The organism is Mesorhizobium sp. WSM4817 (genome assembly GCF_055811135.1).
This window is the reverse complement of sequence record NZ_JBVVQQ010000011.1, coordinates 40,113-57,151: the sequence shown is the minus strand read 5'-3', so window position 1 is coordinate 57,151 and position 17,039 is coordinate 40,113. Positions and strand designations below refer to the sequence as shown.

Annotated in this window: 17 protein-coding genes and 1 pseudogene; 15 read left to right on the top strand and 3 right to left on the bottom strand. The window is 59.3% G+C overall.

Annotation, left to right across the window (positions count from 1 at the left end):
- Positions 1–16 precede the first annotated feature (16 nt).
- Complete coding sequence (locus AC0L2K_RS16645) at positions 17–1,405, bottom strand: aminotransferase-like domain-containing protein (protein WP_473531849.1); 1,389 nt, start codon at positions 1,403–1,405, stop codon at positions 17–19.
- A 312-nt stretch (positions 1,406–1,717) separates the two neighbouring features.
- Between AC0L2K_RS16645 and AC0L2K_RS16640 the strand changes: the two genes are divergently transcribed.
- The 4 genes from AC0L2K_RS16640 to AC0L2K_RS16625 are packed head-to-tail and all read left to right on the top strand — an operon-like array spanning position 1,718 to position 6,048.
- A complete protein-coding gene (locus tag AC0L2K_RS16640; RefSeq protein WP_473531848.1) occupies positions 1,718–2,878 on the top strand; it encodes an ABC transporter ATP-binding protein in 1,161 nt (386 codons plus the stop codon).
- Between the two features lie 5 nt (positions 2,879–2,883).
- On the top strand, positions 2,884–3,933 hold the full coding sequence (locus AC0L2K_RS16635; protein WP_287345463.1) for an ABC transporter substrate-binding protein: 1,050 nt from the start codon (positions 2,884–2,886) through the stop codon (positions 3,931–3,933).
- 7 nt (positions 3,934–3,940) lie between these two features.
- Positions 3,941–5,221: an ABC transporter permease gene (locus tag AC0L2K_RS16630; protein WP_287345464.1), complete on the top strand. Its 1,281-nt coding sequence runs from the start codon at positions 3,941–3,943 to the stop codon at positions 5,219–5,221.
- A 2-nt stretch (positions 5,222–5,223) separates the two neighbouring features.
- The gene (locus AC0L2K_RS16625; RefSeq protein ID WP_473531847.1) at positions 5,224–6,048 is read left to right on the top strand and encodes an ABC transporter permease; all 825 of its coding nucleotides are present in this window, start codon (positions 5,224–5,226) and stop codon (positions 6,046–6,048) included.
- A gap of 49 nt (positions 6,049–6,097) precedes the next feature.
- On the opposite strand, the gene AC0L2K_RS16620 is transcribed toward AC0L2K_RS16625, so the two are convergent.
- Complete coding sequence (locus AC0L2K_RS16620) at positions 6,098–6,229, bottom strand: winged helix-turn-helix transcriptional regulator (protein WP_353682542.1); 132 nt, start codon at positions 6,227–6,229, stop codon at positions 6,098–6,100.
- Positions 6,177–6,437: a winged helix-turn-helix transcriptional regulator gene (locus AC0L2K_RS16615; RefSeq protein WP_473531846.1), complete on the bottom strand. Its 261-nt coding sequence runs from the start codon at positions 6,435–6,437 to the stop codon at positions 6,177–6,179. The genes AC0L2K_RS16620 and AC0L2K_RS16615 overlap by 53 nt, the downstream gene beginning before the upstream one ends.
- A gap of 137 nt (positions 6,438–6,574) precedes the next feature.
- Here AC0L2K_RS16615 and AC0L2K_RS16610 point away from each other — a divergent pair, with 137 nt between their 5' ends.
- From AC0L2K_RS16610 to ftsH, 11 genes and pseudogenes are all read left to right on the top strand, one after another.
- Positions 6,575–6,868: a glycosyltransferase gene (locus tag AC0L2K_RS16610; protein ID WP_473531845.1), complete on the top strand. Its 294-nt coding sequence runs from the start codon at positions 6,575–6,577 to the stop codon at positions 6,866–6,868.
- A 167-nt stretch (positions 6,869–7,035) separates the two neighbouring features.
- Positions 7,036–7,302 carry a hypothetical protein gene (locus AC0L2K_RS16605; RefSeq protein WP_473531844.1) on the top strand — a complete coding sequence of 89 codons (267 nt, stop codon included), beginning with the start codon at positions 7,036–7,038 and terminating at the stop codon, positions 7,300–7,302.
- 158 nt (positions 7,303–7,460) lie between these two features.
- Positions 7,461–8,234, top strand: a complete 774-nt coding sequence (locus AC0L2K_RS16600) for a class I SAM-dependent methyltransferase (protein WP_473524769.1) — start codon at positions 7,461–7,463, stop codon at positions 8,232–8,234.
- A gap of 254 nt (positions 8,235–8,488) precedes the next feature.
- Entirely contained in the window at positions 8,489–9,445 is a 957-nt protein-coding gene (locus tag AC0L2K_RS16595) for a glycosyltransferase family A protein (protein ID WP_473531843.1), read from the top strand.
- Positions 9,446–9,482: 37 nt separating this feature from the next.
- Positions 9,483–10,439 carry a glycosyltransferase family 2 protein gene (locus AC0L2K_RS16590; RefSeq protein WP_473524770.1) on the top strand — a complete coding sequence of 319 codons (957 nt, stop codon included), beginning with the start codon at positions 9,483–9,485 and terminating at the stop codon, positions 10,437–10,439.
- A gap of 144 nt (positions 10,440–10,583) precedes the next feature.
- On the top strand, positions 10,584–11,696 hold the full coding sequence (locus AC0L2K_RS16585; protein WP_473524771.1) for a glycosyltransferase family 2 protein: 1,113 nt from the start codon (positions 10,584–10,586) through the stop codon (positions 11,694–11,696).
- A 44-nt stretch (positions 11,697–11,740) separates the two neighbouring features.
- Positions 11,741–13,471, top strand: coding sequence for an ABC transporter ATP-binding protein (locus AC0L2K_RS16580; protein ID WP_287292323.1), 1,731 nt, complete (start codon positions 11,741–11,743; stop codon positions 13,469–13,471).
- A 110-nt stretch (positions 13,472–13,581) separates the two neighbouring features.
- Positions 13,582–14,052 (top strand): annotated as a pseudogene (locus tag AC0L2K_RS16575) (NAD(P)-dependent oxidoreductase); the annotation flags it as partial.
- A complete protein-coding gene (locus tag AC0L2K_RS16570; RefSeq protein WP_473531919.1) occupies positions 14,026–14,496 on the top strand; it encodes an imine reductase family protein in 471 nt (156 codons plus the stop codon). The pseudogene AC0L2K_RS16575 and the gene AC0L2K_RS16570, both read left to right, overlap by 27 nt.
- Positions 14,423–14,860, top strand: a complete 438-nt coding sequence (locus tag AC0L2K_RS16565) for a GFA family protein (RefSeq protein WP_473531842.1) — start codon at positions 14,423–14,425, stop codon at positions 14,858–14,860. The genes AC0L2K_RS16570 and AC0L2K_RS16565 overlap by 74 nt, the downstream gene beginning before the upstream one ends.
- Positions 14,861–15,072: 212 nt before the next feature.
- Positions 15,073–16,986: an ATP-dependent zinc metalloprotease FtsH gene (gene ftsH / locus AC0L2K_RS16560; RefSeq protein ID WP_287321682.1), complete on the top strand. Its 1,914-nt coding sequence runs from the start codon at positions 15,073–15,075 to the stop codon at positions 16,984–16,986.
- Positions 16,987–17,039 lie beyond the last annotated feature (53 nt).

The window sequence follows — 17,039 nt, the reverse complement described above, 5'->3', positions numbered from 1 at the left end:
TTTTCGGGATCATGGTCTAGACGAAGCCAGGCAGCTGCAGATGCCCGGCCGCGAGCAGTTCGGCCATGGTGTTCAGGGCCGTGCGCAGATCGACGAGCGAGCGCGCGGCGCCGACATTAATGCGCACTCCGTGCTGCACCGGCTCGCGCCCAACCGCGAAGGCGTCGCCGGGAAGAACGGCAACGCCACGTTCCAGGCAGGTGCGAGCGAAACCCGCGCCCCGCCACGGCTCCGGGAGGCGCAGCCAGGCATGGGTCGAGGTGGCGTGGCTCTGGACATCGTAGCGGCCGAGGATTTCGGTGAGGATGGCCTGGCGCTGACGAAGCTCTTGCTTCTGGGCTTCGATGATGCGCGCCGCCGAGCCCTCTTCTATCAGCCGCGCGCCGATAAGCGCCGTCAGAGGGCTGATGCTCCAGCAGTTGATGCGTAAAGCCGCGGCGACCTGGCCGGCTATGGCACGTGGCGCGATCACAAAACCGAGGCGCAACCCTGGGGCAAGGCATTTCGACAAGGCGCCGATGTGAACCGTCAATTCGGGCTCGAGGCTGGCAAGCGACGGCGGCGGATTGTCCGCCAGCGGCCGGTAGACGTCATCCTCGATGATGAGGACATTATGGCGACGGGCCACAGCCACCAGTTCGTGCCGGCGATCCTCGCCCAGTGTGATGGTGGTCGGATTGTGCAGGGTCGGCACCAGGAAAACCGCGCGCGGGCGCAGCTGCGCGCAGGCTGCCTCGAACGCGTCGGCCCGCATGCCGCCGCGGTCCATGGCGACGCCTCTGAGATCGAGCCCATGCACTCGGCACAGTGCATTGATGCCCTGATAGGTCACTTCGTCGGCGAGCACGACCTCGCCCTGCCTGGTAACCGCGCCAAGCACGCAATCCAGCCCATGCTGGGCGCCCGCCGCCAGCACCACCCGGCCGGGATCGCCGTCGCCCGCCGCCGGCCGCATCCACTCGGCGATTGCCTCTCTCGCCCACAGCGGCCCGTCGGGCGGATGATAGTCCTGAAGCGTGGCGTAGTGCCGGTCTTTGGACAGACGCGGCAACAGCAGCGCCAGCGCGTCGAGATAGGCCGAGGTCGCTGGTCTGTTCACGGAAAGATCGATGACGCCGCTGTCTTCGCTCGGCGCCGACACGAAACCTGGTCCTTCGCCGCCGTTGCGGGCCGCGACCGTGGTGCCGCGTCCGGGCCGCGCTTCGAGCAGGCCGCGCTGCTGCAGCGTCGATAGCGCGCGCGTCACCGTGGTGACGTTGATGCCAAGTGCGCGGGCAATCTCGCGCTGCGGCGGCAGCCGGTCTCCAACGGCAAGCGTGCCGGCTGTAATCCGTTCGGCAATAGCGTCAGCAAGGCGCCGGTAGACCGGGCCTTCGTCCGAGGCGAGTTGCAGGTCCTGAAGCATGCGGATTGGAGGTTTCGGTGTGTTGACACTTTGGCTGCCCGGCGCATCTAGCATAAGACAATGCTCCGGACAATAGCACTTGTCCGGTACATGTTTTCAAAATCCGGTTGAAAAATCTCACACAATCTTGAAGAAAGCTGCTTGACGGGCAAACTTGTCTGCATCTATGGTTCTTTATCGATTGATTGTGTGAGCATACAAGTTTGGTTTGCCGCCTTGCGCGGCCAGCGTCAGGCGAGACCGACACATGCACGGCAAGCACCACCTCGTTTCGACAAGCGGCCATTGCCGGCGCTCAATGGATTTCCGTCCGTGATCGCCGAAGCGACAGTCCTGTCAGCCGACAGCGCCGCTGCGGCACCAGACGCCCGCCAAGGATTTGTCGAGTTCGTCGATGTCGAGAAATCCTATGACGGCCGCACGTTCGCGGTAACACGGCTGAACCTCAGCGTGGCGCGCGGCGAGTTCCTCACCCTTCTCGGCCCCTCCGGTTCGGGCAAGACGACGACGCTCAACATGCTTGCCGGTTTCGAACGGCCGACCAGCGGCGTCATTACGCTTGAAGGCCGGTCGGTCGACCGGCTGCCGCCTTACGAACGCAACATCGGCATGGTGTTCCAGAACTACGCGCTGTTTCCGCATATGAGCGTCGAGGAGAACGTCGCCTTCCCGCTCTCGGTCCGCAAGATCACCAAGGCGGACGTTGCATCCCGCGTCGGCCGCGCGCTCGATATGGTGCGGCTGCGGCAGTTCGGCGACCGGCGGCCGGCACAGCTTTCCGGCGGCCAGCAGCAGCGTGTCGCGCTTGCCCGCGCGCTGGTGTTCGAGCCGAGCCTGGTGCTGATGGACGAGCCGCTCGGCGCGCTCGACAAGAAGCTGCGCGAGCATATGCAGCTCGAGATCAAGCAGCTGCACACGATGCTCGGCGTCACCATCGTCTATGTGACGCACGACCAGAGCGAGGCGCTGACCATGTCGGACCGCGTTGCCGTGTTCAACAATGGCGGGATTGCCCAGCTCGGTTCGCCTGATGACCTCTACAACACGCCGGAGAGCTCCTTTGTCGCGAGCTTCATCGGCGAGAACAACACGCTGGAAGGCAAGGTCGAGCGCATCTCCGGCAAGGAGTGCCGCGTCACGCTGCACGGCGGCGGTTCGGTAACCGCGCTGGCCATCGGCGTTGCGGAGGGTGCGGCCTGCCATGTCGCCATCCGCCCGGAGCGGCTGAAGCTTGCGCCCGCTTCGAATGGAGCAAATGCGCTAGCCGCCACGGTCGATGGCCGCGTCTATCTCGGCGACCATCAGCGTCTTCTGGCCAGGCTTGAAAACGGACAGGTGCTGACCGTCAAGGTCGGCCCCGAAGCGACCATGGGTAGCGGGGAACCGGTCACGGTTTCCTGCGCGCCCAACGACTGCCGCGCCTTTCCGGCCGATGCCGGAACGGGCGGTTCCATCTCGAAAACAGGGGAATAAGAACAATGAAAATCACAAAAACCCGGCTGTTCGCTTTCGCGGCAGCCACAGCATTCATCACGTCGGGACACGCTGCCTTCGCCGAAGAGCTTTCGATCATGGCCAGCGGCGGCGCCTGGCAGGATGCCCAGCGCAAAGCGTGGTTCGAGCCGTTCAGCAAGGAGACCGGGATCAAGATCGTCGAGCAGGAATATCTCGGCGATCTCGGCAAGGTCAAAGCGATGGTCGACACCGGCAACGTGCCGATCGATCTGGTGACGGTCGAGACCGCGACCGTGCTGCAGGGTTGCGACGCCGGCATTCTCGAGCGGCTCGACTATTCCAAGATCGCCCCCCGCGAAAAGTTCATCGAAGGTTCGGCACTCGACTGCGGCGTCGGCCTTGATGCCTATGGCGACGTGCTTGCCTATGATCCCAACGTGCTGAAGGAGGCGCCGACTTCGGTCCTCGACATCTTCGACACGACGAAGTTTCCGGGCAAGCGCGCGATGCGCAAGTTTCCGGCGCAGAACCTCGAATGGGCGCTGATGGCCGATGGTGTCGCGCCGGCCGATGTCTACGAGGTGCTGGCAACCCCCGAAGGTGTCGATCGTGCTTTCAAGAAGCTCGACACCATCAAGAAGGACATCGTCTGGTGGGATGCCGGCGCACAGCCGCCTCAGCTCCTCGCATCCAAGGAAGTGGTGATGACCACCGCCTGGAACGGCCGTATCCAGAATGCCATCGACAAGGACGGGGCGCCGTTCAAGATCGTCTGGAACAACCAGATCCTCGAATATGACATGATTGCCATTCCGAAGGGCGCCAAGAGCCCGGACCTAGCCTACAAGTATCTTGCCTATATCAGCCAGCCGGAAATTAACGCCAAGCTCGCCAGCTACATCACCTACGGGCCGGTGCGCATCGATGCGGCTTCCTTCGTCGCGCCGGACGCCCTGCCGAAATTGCCGAACGCACCTGACCACATGACTGCTTACCTGGTCGCCGATACCGAATTCTGGGGCGACTATGGCGAGGATCTGGTCAAGCGCTTCAACGCCTGGCTCGCCCAGTAGGGGAAAAATGTCGGCGCTTGAGCACACGAAACTGGACCGGCCGCGGGCAAGCCGCGACTGGTCGGCCGCGGATTCCGGCACCGCAAGGTCGGTCGCGGCGGCGCTTCGCCGCGCCGATCTCGGCGACCGTCTGCGGTCGCTGGCGCTGGCGGCACCTTTGCTTGTGCTGCTGGCGCTGAGCTTCGGCATCCCGATCGTCCTACTTCTGTCGCGCGCTGTTTATGATCCGACGATTGCCGACGCCTTGCCGCAGACCAGCCAGGCATTGGCCGGCTGGAACGGCACGGGACTGCCCGACGATGCTGCGTTCCTGGCCCTTGCCGCCGATCTCCGCAGCAATCAGGCCAAGGGCACCGCCTACGAACTCGCCAAGAGCCTGAACGCCCGTCTACCAGGTGCACGCAGCCAGGTGCTCAAGACGGTGCGTCAACTCGAGGCCGCCGACAGGCCGCCGCTGGAGGTGATGAAAGCGGTGCCGTTCTGGTCGGCCCCGGGCACATGGCCGGTCATCGAGAGCGGCACCCATAGCGTGACGTCGTTCTACCTGCTGAGCGCGCTTGATCTGCGCTGGAATGCCGATGGCGGCATCGAAAAGGTGCCGCCCGAACAGGCCATCTTCCTGCAGGTATTCATGCGCACATTCTTCGTCGCCGCTGCGGTGACGCTGGCCACGCTGATACTGGGCTTCCCCCTCGCCTACCTCATCGCCTCCGTGCCCAAGGGCCTCGCCGCCATCCTCATCGTCGCGGTGCTGCTGCCGTTCTGGACGTCGATCCTGGTGCGAACCGCAGCCTGGACTGTGCTCCTGCAGAAATTCGGCCTGGTCAACGACCTGCTGCTGTGGCTCGGCGTTGCCGACGACCGGCTCGACCTGATGTACAGCCGCATCGGACTGATCATCGCCATGACCCACATCCAGCTGCCGTTCACACTGCTGCCGATCTACAGCGTCATGCGCACCATCCAGCCCTCGCAGATGAAGGCTGCCTATTCGCTCGGCGCAAAACCTTTTACCGCCTTCCGCCGCGTCTACCTTCCACAGGTCTTTCCTGGGGTGATGGCCGGCTGTCTGCTCACCTTCATCCTCTGCCTCGGCTATTACATCACGCCGGCGCTGATCGGCGGCGCCAGCGACCAGCTGATCAGCAATTTCATCGCCAGCTACGTCAATGTCGAACTGAACTGGGAGATGGCGGCGGCGCTCAGCTTCATCCTGCTCGTCTTCACACTGGCGTTGTTCGGCATCTTCGCCCGCATCCTCGGCCTCGACCGTCTCAAGCTGGTGTAGCCATGTTGCTGTCTCCCTATCCAACGACAGGCGAGAGAATCCGCATCACCCTGCTCTGGCTGTGGTGCAGCATGGTGATCCTGTTCCTCCTCGTGCCAATCCTCATTCCCGTTCCCTTGTCGTTCAACAGCGGCGCCTTCTTCATTTTTCCGCTGGAGGGAATTTCGACGCGCTGGTACGAGGTCGTGCTTGGAACCCAGCGCTGGCAAGCAGCAATCGGCAACAGCCTGATCGTTGCGTTCGGGACGACGCTGATCGCAACGATACTCGGCACATTGACGGCGATCGCACTTTCAGACGAAAAATTTCCCGGCCGCCGCATCGTCATGCCGCTGCTGCTGTCGCCACTGGTCGTGCCGGTGGTGATCACCGCCGTCGGTTCATATCTGTTCTATGCACGCGTCGGCCTTGCCAGCACCTATGCCGGCATCATCCTGGCGCACACCGCGCTCGCCAGTCCCTTCGTCGTCGTCACGGTGGGAGCGAGCCTCACCGGCTTCGACCGTAATCTGATGCGCGTCGCCGCCATCTCCGGAGCAAGGCCCATCACATCGTTCTTCAGGGTGATGCTGCCGCTGATCCTGCCCGGCGTGCTGTCAGGGGCGGCCTTCGCGTTCGTCACCTCGTTCGACGAGGTCGTCGTGGCGCAGTTCCTGGCCAGCGCCAATCAGCGCACCATGCCGCTCGAGATGTTCATCGGCCTGCGCGAGAAGCTGAGCCCGGCAATCACCGCTGCCGCGACGCTGATGATGGCACTGTCGATCGTGCTGCTGGTCGTCGCCAATGTTCTGGCCCGTCGTGGCAAGCAGCGACCGCGCATCGACTAGCTAGGAATGTCGTGCGGCGGTCGGCCAAAGCCTCCATAGGCTGCCCGCGTCAGGCCGCTTTACGGTGCGATTTCCATGTCTCGTGGTGCTTGCCCCACGCCGACATGACTGTCACCGCATCGTTCAGGCTAAAGCCGAGCGGCGTGATCGAGTATTTCACGCGAGGGCGGTACCTCGTCATAGGCGCGCCGGCTGATCAGCCCGTCGGCTTCCATCTGCCGCAATTGTTGGGTGAGCACCTTTTCGCTGACGCCAGCCAACAAGCGGCGCAGTTCGGCAAAGCGGTAAGGCCGCAGGTGCAGTTCCCATAGCAGCGAGGTTTTCCACTTTCCGCCTATGGCCTGCAGCGCGGCAGCAAAACCGCGGCTGTCTGGTTCCTTGCGCCTCATTTGGCAGCTCCTGTCATGATGGCGATAGCTTACCTCAAGGTGCGTACTTCTCAGAGAACGAACGGAAGTTCTGAGTACTCGCGCCCTATCTCAGAAATGTACAGGGCCAGGGCGGCGGTCGAAATATCGCTGAGGGAATGTCGCCGCTCAAGATCTTCGAGTATATGGCGCACGGCAAACCGATAGTATCCTCCGACCTGCCAGTTATCCGTGAAGTTTTGAGGGATAGAGTTAACAGCGTTCTGGTGTCCCCAGACAACCGGTCGGACTGGGTCAAAGCCCTTCAGCGCCTGCGCGAAAACAAGGTGTTTCGGGATCAGATTGGGCTGCAGGCGAAGACGGACTTTCTGGCCAAGCATAGCCGCATCGCACGCGCAACCAACATATTAAAGGAAATCGAAAAGCGGATGCCGTCGAGCGGAAGCTTATAGGGCTGCACAGCTTGTCTTGTTTGGCGGCCGTTGATCCAAGTGTCGGGCATCGCGCCTGCAGTCAATGTCGTCTGCTACGCCATCAAGTCCATTGCGGGCAGCGAGATTTCGAACGAGGTTGCCGAGGTCGCAATGTCGTCTTTTCGATAAAGGATCTCGTGGACGGAGTGGACCGACACGCCTGCGGCTATGGTTACCAGATCAACGTCAGCCAATTGATGCACTCGGGCAGCGGCGAACCCTACCGGATCGCGATCTGCGGCGGCGAGTCGACGGAACCGTGGCCGGAACCGACGGCTCCGGTCGAGGCCGGCCTGCGCGAGAAGGCGATGGACTTGGTCGGGCGGAGCTACGAGGAAGCAGGGCTGAGGCCGCAGCCGGACCTCGAAGTCGACATCACTCCGGCCGCAGGACTGGGCACCTTTCGGACCTGACGATCTCGGATCCCGATCCGGATGGCGGAACGCAATGCCCAACCTGCTTGTTGCACTTGACCTGACTTCCGGAGGGGCTTACGCCATGGCGAGGGCGAGCAACGCCTAAACGCGACCAGAGCGGACCGTAAACCGTCTTCACCGCGAGGAGTCCCGTCATGGCTAGAGAACGGTCTCTGAGAAGATCGACATCGGTGTTGACTAGGGCTCGGCGGCTCGGACGAAATATCCTGCGCTGGCTGGAGGGAGACAGCCGATCCCAACAGCTCAAAGACGAAGTTCTGTTTTGGAGACACTGGTTCTCCACTCAGGGATCATTCTGGCCAGAGGACTACAAGGAACGTCTTGACCCCAATTTACCAATTCAGGATCACGTTGGGCGATATGTCGACAGGTTGACGTCCAACCCAGTTCACATACTCGATGTGGGGGCTGGCCCGTTGACGAAGCTCGGCAAAGTGCATGCTTCGAAAGAGATCAGGATTACTGCAACTGACCTTCTGGCATCAGAATATGATCAAGTTCTGAGAGATTTTGGCATTCAACCTATTGTTCGAACAGTCTTTGGTGACGCCGAAAACCTTACCACCCAATTTGGCGATTACAGTTTCGACATTGTTCATGGACAGAATTGTATAGACCACACCGCTAGTCCACTCAAGGCAATACAACAAATGCTCTCGGTCACAAAACATGATGGTTTCGTCGTGCTTTATCATGCTGAAAACGAAGGTAAGACGGAATCGTACAAGCAGCTGCACAAGTGGGACTTCACATGTGAGAAAGGACACTTCGTTATCAGAGGGCCTGGGCCGGGTGGGGGTTCGGTGGATGCCAATAACGCGCTGGCCGCGGTAGGTTCTGTTGAATGTAGCTTGGACGACAGCGCGGTGCTTGTTGCAATCCGAAAGCATCCGCAAAGACGTCAGTGATATCTGGCCAACCTGCTCGCAGGCGGCCTCCTATTCGGGGGGGGGGGATGGGTTCAGATAGCCGTCACCTGAGGTATCGCGGGTAACACTTCGGTTCCGCTTCGCTCCACCTCCAATCCTTGGCACCCACTGCACGCCTAGTTGAGAAGACCACATCAACTTGCTATAATGCTTAGCCTGCTTTTCCTGGACTGCCAACGGCATACTACCCCGCATCCGATATTGGACCTCTCCATGATTGAGGCACTTCGGAAATGTCGAGCATAACGACGCTTGCCAAACAGGAACGGAAGTACTTGGTGGAATCGCATCGTCCCCTGGTCTCGATCATAACCCCGTTTCTAAACGCAGGTTCCTTCTTACAGGAAGCAGTCGAGAGCGTGTTGGATCAAACTTACACAAATTGGGAGTTAGCGCTTATTGACGACGGTTCTACAGATGAGAGCACAGACGTCGCCAAACGTTACGCGGAGCAGTCGCCGGGTAAAATTCGATACTTAGAGCATGTCGGGCATCGAAATCTGGGGGCGAGTTCATCGCGCAATCTAGGGCGCGAACATTCGTCAGGCGAGTACATTGCATACTTGGATGCCGATGACGTTTGGCTTCCAGATCGACTGGAGCAACAATTATCAATTTTTGAAATGATAGCAGAAGCCGGTATGGTGGTTGGGTCGACGGTATATTGGCATCGGTGGACGGGTCGCGCTGAAGACAAAGACAAAGATGAGTTTGTGCTCGTCGGTGCACCTCAGAACAGCTTGGCGCGGCCTCCTGCTTTGCTCTCAGCGTTGTACCCTTTGGGCGAAGGCGCGTCGCCGTCGATGAATTCTGTGCTGGTGAGATCGGATGTTGTCGACCGAATTGGGGGTTGGAACGATGAATTCAAACGGGTATTCACAGACCAAGTGTTCCTGGCGAAGGTATACACCTCGACGCCTGTTTACGTTTCCAGCGCCTGTTGCGACTATTACCGACAGAGGTCTACGTCGAGCAGCCAAATCGTACACCAAGAAGGTGAGTTTCATAAGTACCGGCACCAGTTTCTCGTTTGGTTGGAAGGTCATATGATATCTGTTGGGATGGAGCAATCAAACGAGTGGAGAAAACTTCAGCGCGCACTCTGGCGGTATCGGCACCCAGTAATGAGTCGAGTCGCGAGAAGGTTGGCCCGCGCGTACAGTAGTCTGACGAGCTCGAGCGCGCCGTGAATACGAGGTGCGTCTAGAGATAGAGAGGAAGCTTACCGTGGGCGAGCGGGATCCACTCGTTAGTATTGTAATCACATGCTTCAACCACGGCACCTTTTTGCAAGATGCCTTTCACAGTGCTCGATGGCAAACCTATCGAAATGTCGAGATCCTGGTGGTTGATGATGGGTCGACTGACAACTCGCTTGAGGTAGCGAACAAGTTAGAACATGCCATTGTTCTTCACCAGAGGAACGCCGGATTGCCGTCAGCGCGCAACGCCGGGTTGCTTAAGTCGACTGGTGCCTACGTGACGTTTTTAGACGCCGATGATATTCTGTTGCCCAATGCAGTCGAGCTGGGCGTGGCGGCACTCATCACGCGGGCTGGATACGCGTTTGTATGTGGCGGGCACCGTGGGGTGTCGCTGGATAGAGTTGCTCTGTGGGAACGGTCGCCCGCATACGAAGGCGATCCTTATAAAGCATTTCTTAGGGGCAATTTCATCGCGATGCACGGTACAGTACTCTACGATCGCTCTATCCTGGTTCGGGAGGGAGGTTTTGATCCGGGATTGGAAGCCTGCGAAGATTATGACGTTTACCTGCGCCTTGCTCGAAAGTACCCGATCGAAGTGTACAGCGAAATAGTTGCCGAGTACCGCCAGCACGACTATAACATGTCACGTAATTACCAAAAGATGCTGCGGAGCGCATTGTTGGTTTTAAGGCGCCAAAAGATGCACACCGGCAGCGACCGATCCTATAAAGCAGCTTATAGAGACGGCATAGGCTTTTGGAAAAGATTGTACGGTAGGCAAATGATCAAGGCAGCCGTGCGGGATCTAAACAGAAGCGGGAAATTCAGGAGCGCAATTCTGACCCTTGCGTGGGCTGGCCAGCACGCGCCAGCTGCTTACATCGATCTGATAGCATCATCACTAGGTTATCCCCGGGGACCCCATCGACGTGCTGAGCAGGTGGCGTCAGGTGCCGCGCCTCTCGCAGGCGACTGATTTGCTAGGTCGGAGCTTCTAAACCAATACCAGGGCAGGGAAGCCAGTGAATTGTAGTGTGGTTTTGGATTTGAAGTTCCTGAACGCTGATGTCACGAAGATGGCAGCAAACTATCCACCACTAGATTCAGGTGCGGTTGATCCATGGCCAATCTGAGTGATGAATCCGCTACGCTAGTATCCGTGGTGATACCGGTCCATAATGGCTGTGGCTTCGTAGAAAACGCTGTTCGATGCGCAGCGGAGCAGACATGGCCCTCAATTGAGATCATCGTGGTTGATGATGGGTCGACGGACGCCACCGCCAGTGTCGTGCGTGAGTGTGCTGCTCGCGACAAGCGAGTGCGATTGATACATCAGGCGAATGGAGGCGTCGCTGTCGCCCGGAACGCGGGGATCGCGTCTGCGCAAGGCGATTACGTTGCTTTCCTCGACGCGGATGACCTCTGGCACCGTGAAAAGATTTCTAAGCAGATGGAGGTCATGCAGCGCGGAGGCGCCGACACTGGTATAGTCTACTGCAGGTACCGAGAGGTCGATTCCGATGGAGCGATTATAAAAAGCCCACACTTCCCACCCTATGAGGGGTACGTTTACCCATTGCTCGTTTTGTTCAATTTCATGGGCGGGGGCAGCGCGGTATTGGTAAGGCGGAAATGCCTGCTGGAGATAGGAGGATTTGATCCCAGTCTTCGGGCCAGGGGAGCACAAGGGGCAGAGGACACAAGGGCGTTTCTCGCCATCTCGGAACGATATACGGTACGAATAGCCGATTTCTATCTCATGGGGTACCGCCTCTCGGATGGCAGTATGTCTAGCAATATTTTCAAAATGTTTAAATCGCGGCAGATTGTCCTGCGCGAAGTACGCAATCGGCACCCCGAACTCCCGGCCTTTCTCTTCCGCTGGGCGGCGGGCGAGAACGCTAGCTGGCTAGCGGAGCGGTCGCTCCGTGAAGGGAAGTTTCGTCAAGGCCTGGCGCTTCTAGCGAGAACGATATTGATCGATCCTCAATCCGCATTAAATTTGAGAATAGCGCGATCGTTGACGCGAGGGATCTCGCGCCGACTGAAAGATTGGTTCGGCTGGACGTCTTCAGATCACCCCGTCAAAAGCAAGAGACAGCATATCCGCCATTTTCATGAAATATCGCCGGAGGAGGGATTGCAGACTGAACCGCGTATTCCGGATAGGCACGACCGACGCCGGGCGGTAGCCGCACGATTGGCCGTTGCTGGCGTGGTACCGACATCGTGAACCGCGCCTACGCATATTTCCTAAGATCCTTTCTGAGACCACACTTGTGGGCATTTCCAACACTGGTCATGCTCGGCGTAGCTTCTGCTGCAGTTGAGGGCATCGGGGTTGCGATACTCGTTCCCCTTATATCCTACCTGTTTCGATCGCCCGATGTGGCTGTAGTATTCCCTTTACTTGGTCGCGCAACAGATATCTGGCCGGCAGCTAATCAGACAACCGTTTTACTATCATTGCTATTTGGTGTATTGTTCCTGTTCGCAAGCAAAGCTGCTATTCAATACCTATATTCTTTTGTTGCGCTAATTATCAGCAAAAAGATTGTTTTAGACCTGCGTGCGTCACTATTTGACAGTTTGCTTCGCGCCGATTTTCAGTTTGTCAGCAGTAGCAGTTCTGGCCGAATGTTCAACATCGTCCAGGGAGAGACGTGGCTCGCAGGTGAGTTCGTGGTTGCAGTAGCGAAAGGATTAGTTAGCCTGTTCTCCATTACTGCATTTTGCGTAATTTTATTTCTTCTGTCTCCGCGACTGACTGTAGTCTCCCTAGCCGGTTTAACGCTCATTGGTGTTGTTACTATCATTCTTACTAGGAGAGTGAGGCGTCGAGCCGCTGTCGCAAAAGAAACCAGCGCAGAGCTCTCATCGAGGCTCATCGAATCGTTGGAGGCTCTAAAGGTAATTAAACTATTTTCTCGAGAGAAGCGGGAGTTTAGAAGATTCACTAATATAGCAGCGCGTGATCGTGCAGCGTCAGTTGACGTGGAAAAAGCTGCCGCGATAATAGGCCCGATTACGGAAGTTCTTTTTGCGCCGCTCCTTTTGGTTATCGTAGCTTATTCCTGGAGCATGGGTATCCCCGCGGGCACGCTAGTCGCCTTTCTCGTCCTTCTGTACCGACTGCAGCCTCACGTTCGAATGCTGAATCATGTGCGAGTCGAATTGTCCCGAGCTTTGCCGACGCTGGATCATATCAGGGACGTGCTTCAAAAGCCGGAGGAATCAAGCGGGTCACGGGCATTCAGTGGGCTGGCCAGGAGCATTCGATTTGAGAACGTGAGCTTCACCTACGTGGGTAGCGACACGGCAGCTATTTGTGACGCAAGTTTTGAAATAGTGAAGAACCGTCTGACTGCATTCGTCGGCTCTTCTGGATCTGGAAAAAGTACTGTGGCAGCTCTGTTGTGCCGTTTTTTTGACCCCACCCGGGGTACGATGTCGGTCGATGAGGTAGATGTTCGTTCCATTAGGTTAACAGACTGGAGGGAGCGGATCGCATTTGCCGGGCAGGACGCTGAACTTCTTGGGGACACTATTTTAGATGTGATAAGCTATGGAGCAGAAGATTGGGATCGCGACAGCGTGCAAGATGCCGCGCGGGCTGCGCAGGTTCACGAGTTTGTTGCCCTCCTTCCGGATGGGCTTGATACTCCAGTCCGTAGGCGAGGTCACCGTTTTTCAGTAGGTCAGCGACAGAGAATCGCTATTGCCCGAGCATTGAGAAAAAACTCAGAAATCTTGATCCTGGATGAGGCGACAAGCGCCTTAGACGCTGCTTTGCAAACAGCAATAGAGACTAGCATAAACGAGCTAAGGGGCAAAAGGACGATCGTTATCATCGCACACCGCCTCAGCACGATACAGTCTGCCGATCACGTTATTGTTCTGCATCAGGGCCGAGTTATTGAACAGGGGTCTCCTAGAGAATTGCTCAGCGACAAAGACAGCTCGTTCTACCACATGTGGAAGTTGGAGCATGCCGGCGCTTCGCGCTAACAGGTATTGGAGTTCTTCAACGCAGCAAGAATTTATATCTTACGATCGAGCGCGCCAAACATAAAACGGACCCTCGTCGAAAGGGCCATCAGCCTATCGGAGAAGTAATTATGACATCGAATGTCTGCGTGCTCGGCGCGGGCCGAATGGGCTCGTCCATTGCTCGAACGCTGCTCGACCGCGGCTACCCAACGTGGGTCTGGAATCGAACCGTGGCAAAGTGCGAGCCATTGGCGGCCCTTGGCGCGACGGTCGCCCCGTCAGTGGAGGATTGAATCCGAGCGGCCGACGTCGTGATCATCAATGTTCTCGACTATGCCGCCAGCGACGCTTTGCTGAAGCGGGTTGGCATCGCTTCGGCATTGGCCGGCAAAGCCGTCGTGCAACTCACCTCCGGATCGCCGCGTCTGGCGCGGGAAGAAGCGCGCTGGGTGGAGGGGCATGGTGCCGGCTATCTGGACGGGGCGATCATGGCGACTCCGGATTTTATCGGCAAACCCGAAACCGCACTGCTTTATTCGGGTTCGCGCGACGTCTATGAGAAGCACAAGCCGCTGCTGTTCGCGCTCGGCGGCGCCACGAGCTATGTCGGGGAGCTGCCGGGCCAAGCCTCTGCGCTTGATACTGCTCTGCTCACGCAGATGTGGGGCGGGCTCTTCGGAGCACTCCAGGGCATGGCCGTCGCCGAGGCCGAAGGTCTCGACCTGGCGACGTTCAGGAGCCATCTTTCCGGATTCAAGCCTGTTGTCGATGCCGCTCTGTTCGACCTGGTGGATAGAACGAATGCACGCCGTTTTGCCGGCGACGACGCGACCCTGGCGTCATTGGGCGCCCACTACAGCGCCTTCCAGCATCTGCTTGAGGCATGCGAGGAGCGAGGGCTCGACGCGGCTATGCCGCGCGCCATGGATATGATCTTTCGACAGGCACTTTCGCTGGGGCGCATGGAAGATGATTTTGCATCTCTGGCACCCCTGTTTCGAAATGGTTCGCCGCGCCAGAGCGGGGAGCCATCGAATACATAGCAGCGACACGAAACGAACCGCGACCTGCTCATGCCGGAGCGTGGAACTTGTCCCCGCCGGCGAGCCGCGACGCGTCTATGCGTGCAGTTGCATGGAGTGCCAGCGCTGCACCGGAACGGCGTTCTCATACCGGGCCATCTACCCCGGTTCCGCCCTCGTCGGCCAGAAAGGCGAGACCAGATCCTGGCGCAGAACCGGCTCGTCGGGACAATGGCTGGAGCAGACATTCTGCACCACATGCGGCTCGGTCGTCTTGATGCGGGCAGAAGGGCTGAAGGATGCGCTGTCGGTATCGGTCGGCTGCCTGGAGGACCCGGAATTCCCACCCCCGATAATGCTCCATTGGCCTCACAGAAAGCATTGATGGCTTTGCTTGGAGGGCGTGCCCGAAGCCGCCGCCGCTTGAGCAGCGGATCACCAAGCGCGATTCTTTGGGTTGCAACAGGCTCGGCAGCATACGCTTTCCCTCGCAGCCCTCCTTTGCAACACTTTGGGCTCCTCGACGTTCTCCCAAGGCACGCTTCGAAGCCGCGGCGGTTCGGCGACCTGCATCGATGTGACGCTGGAGGACACGCCATGGACATGGGCAACAGGAAGACGCAGTTCAATATCTGGTACTGGATCGTCGCCTTCGTCGGGCTGATGATCTTCCAATACGTCTACACCGCCACCCAGCACGTCGCGCAGATTCCCTACAGCCAGTTTGAAACCCTGCTGCGCGACGGCAAGATCGCCGACGTGCAGGTTTCCGATCGCTTCATCCAGGGCCGCTTCAAGCAGCCGCAGGACGGCAAGCCGCTGTTCATTACCACGCGCGTCGAGCCTAACCTCGCGCGGCAGCTGCAGGAACACGGCGTCACCGTCACTGGCCAGATCGAAAGCACATTCCTGAGCGACCTGCTCTCCTGGGTCGTCCCGATCCTCGTCTTCTTTGGCATGTGGATGCTGCTGATGAGACGAATGGCGGGTGGCATGGGCGGTTTGATGCAAATCGGCAGGAGCAAGGCCAGGGTCTATGTCGAGGCCAATACCGGTGTCAGCTTCGACGACGTGGCGGGCGTCGATGAGGCCAAGGCCGAATTGCAGGAAATCGTGGATTTCCTGAAAAGCCCGCAGGAATACGGCCGTCTTGGAGGGCGCATGCCCAAGGGCGTGCTGCTGGTCGGACCGCCCGGCACCGGCAAGACACTGCTCGCGAAAGCCGTTGCCGGCGAGGCAAAAGTTCCGTTCTTCTCGATCTCGGGCTCGGAATTCGTCGAGATGTTCGTCGGCGTCGGCGCCGCCCGGGTGCGCGACCTGTTCGAGCAGGCACGCGCCAAGGCCCCGGCGATCATCTTCATCGACGAACTCGACGCGCTGGGCCGCGCCCGCGGTGCGGGCCCGACGATGGGCGGCCACGACGAGAAGGAGCAGACGCTCAATCAACTCCTGGCCGAGCTCGACGGTTTCGATCCGAAAATCGGCATCGTGCTGCTCGCCGCGACGAACCGCCCGGAAATCCTTGACCCGGCACTTCTTCGCGCCGGCCGTTTCGATCGGCAGGTGCTGGTCGATCGCCCGGACAAGCAAGGTCGCGTCCAGATCCTTAAAGTCCACATGAAGAAGGCCAAGCTGGCGGCGGATGTCGATGCCGAAAAAGTCGCCGCGCTGACGCCGGGTTTCACCGGCGCCGACCTCGCCAACCTGGTCAATGAGGCAACCCTGCTCGCTACGCGCCGGAGGGCGGATGTCGTCACGATGGACGATTTCAACAATGCGGTCGAGCGCATCGTGGCCGGGCTCGAGAAGCGCAACCGGCTGTTGAACCCGAGGGAACGCGAGGTCGTCGCCTATCACGAAATGGGCCATGCCTTGGTAGCCATGGCGCTGCCCGGAGTGGATCCCGTGCACAAGGTATCGATCATCCCGCGCGGCGTCGGCGCCTTGGGCTACACGATCCAGCGGCCGACCGAGGACCGCTTCCTCATGACCCGCGAGGAACTGGAGAACAAGATGGCGGTGCTGCTCGGCGGCAGGGCGGCCGAGCGGATCGTGTTCGGGCATCTGTCCACGGGGGCCGCCGATGACCTGGCCAAAGTGACCGATATCGCCCGCGCCATGGTGACTCGCTACGGCATGTCGGAAAAGCTCGGCCATGTGGCGCTGGAAAAGGACCAGCGCTCCTTCCTGAGCCCCAACCCACTTGCCGGCGGTCCGCGCGAGCACGATTACAGCGAGGCCACCGCCGAAGCTATCGACGAGGAGGTTCGCAGCATCGTCGACACAGCTTTCGCGCGAACGGTCGGGCTCCTCACTGAGCGACGGGATCTGCTGGAAAAGACGGCGCGCAGGCTGCTCGAGATCGAGACGCTCAGCGAGGCTGAGCTCGCATCGCTCGTCGGAAACGCCGCGGCACCGGATCGCGCGGAGGCATCCGAACCGCAATCGGGAAAGCGACCGATCCGACGAGGCAAGGCTGCGGCGACAAATTTTTCGCGCCGGGCCGAGTGACGGCCTTCCTGTCCCGACGTCGTCCGGGGTCGACTGCCGAAAGCCGCAGCCCC

Excerpts from the sequence above, each read along its gene's own strand:
- AC0L2K_RS16645 (WP_473531849.1), bottom strand. The coding sequence starts at position 1,405 with ATGCTTCAGGACCTGCAACTCGCCTCGGACGAAGGCCCGGTCTACCGG.
- AC0L2K_RS16565 (WP_473531842.1), top strand. The coding sequence starts at position 14,423 with ATGATTTTGCATCTCTGGCACCCCTGTTTCGAAATGGTTCGCCGCGCC.
- AC0L2K_RS16600 (WP_473524769.1), top strand. The coding sequence starts at position 7,461 with ATGGCTAGAGAACGGTCTCTGAGAAGATCGACATCGGTGTTGACTAGG.
- ftsH (WP_287321682.1), top strand. The coding sequence starts at position 15,073 with ATGGACATGGGCAACAGGAAGACGCAGTTCAATATCTGGTACTGGATC.
- AC0L2K_RS16620 (WP_353682542.1), bottom strand. The coding sequence starts at position 6,229 with ATGACGAGGTACCGCCCTCGCGTGAAATACTCGATCACGCCGCTCGGC.
- AC0L2K_RS16585 (WP_473524771.1), top strand. The coding sequence starts at position 10,584 with ATGGCCAATCTGAGTGATGAATCCGCTACGCTAGTATCCGTGGTGATA.
- AC0L2K_RS16615 (WP_473531846.1), bottom strand. The coding sequence starts at position 6,437 with ATGAGGCGCAAGGAACCAGACAGCCGCGGTTTTGCTGCCGCGCTGCAG.
- AC0L2K_RS16610 (WP_473531845.1), top strand. The coding sequence starts at position 6,575 with ATGTCGCCGCTCAAGATCTTCGAGTATATGGCGCACGGCAAACCGATA.
- AC0L2K_RS16635 (WP_287345463.1), top strand. The coding sequence starts at position 2,884 with ATGAAAATCACAAAAACCCGGCTGTTCGCTTTCGCGGCAGCCACAGCA.
- AC0L2K_RS16595 (WP_473531843.1), top strand. The coding sequence starts at position 8,489 with ATGTCGAGCATAACGACGCTTGCCAAACAGGAACGGAAGTACTTGGTG.
- AC0L2K_RS16625 (WP_473531847.1), top strand. The coding sequence starts at position 5,224 with ATGTTGCTGTCTCCCTATCCAACGACAGGCGAGAGAATCCGCATCACC.
- AC0L2K_RS16630 (WP_287345464.1), top strand. The coding sequence starts at position 3,941 with ATGTCGGCGCTTGAGCACACGAAACTGGACCGGCCGCGGGCAAGCCGC.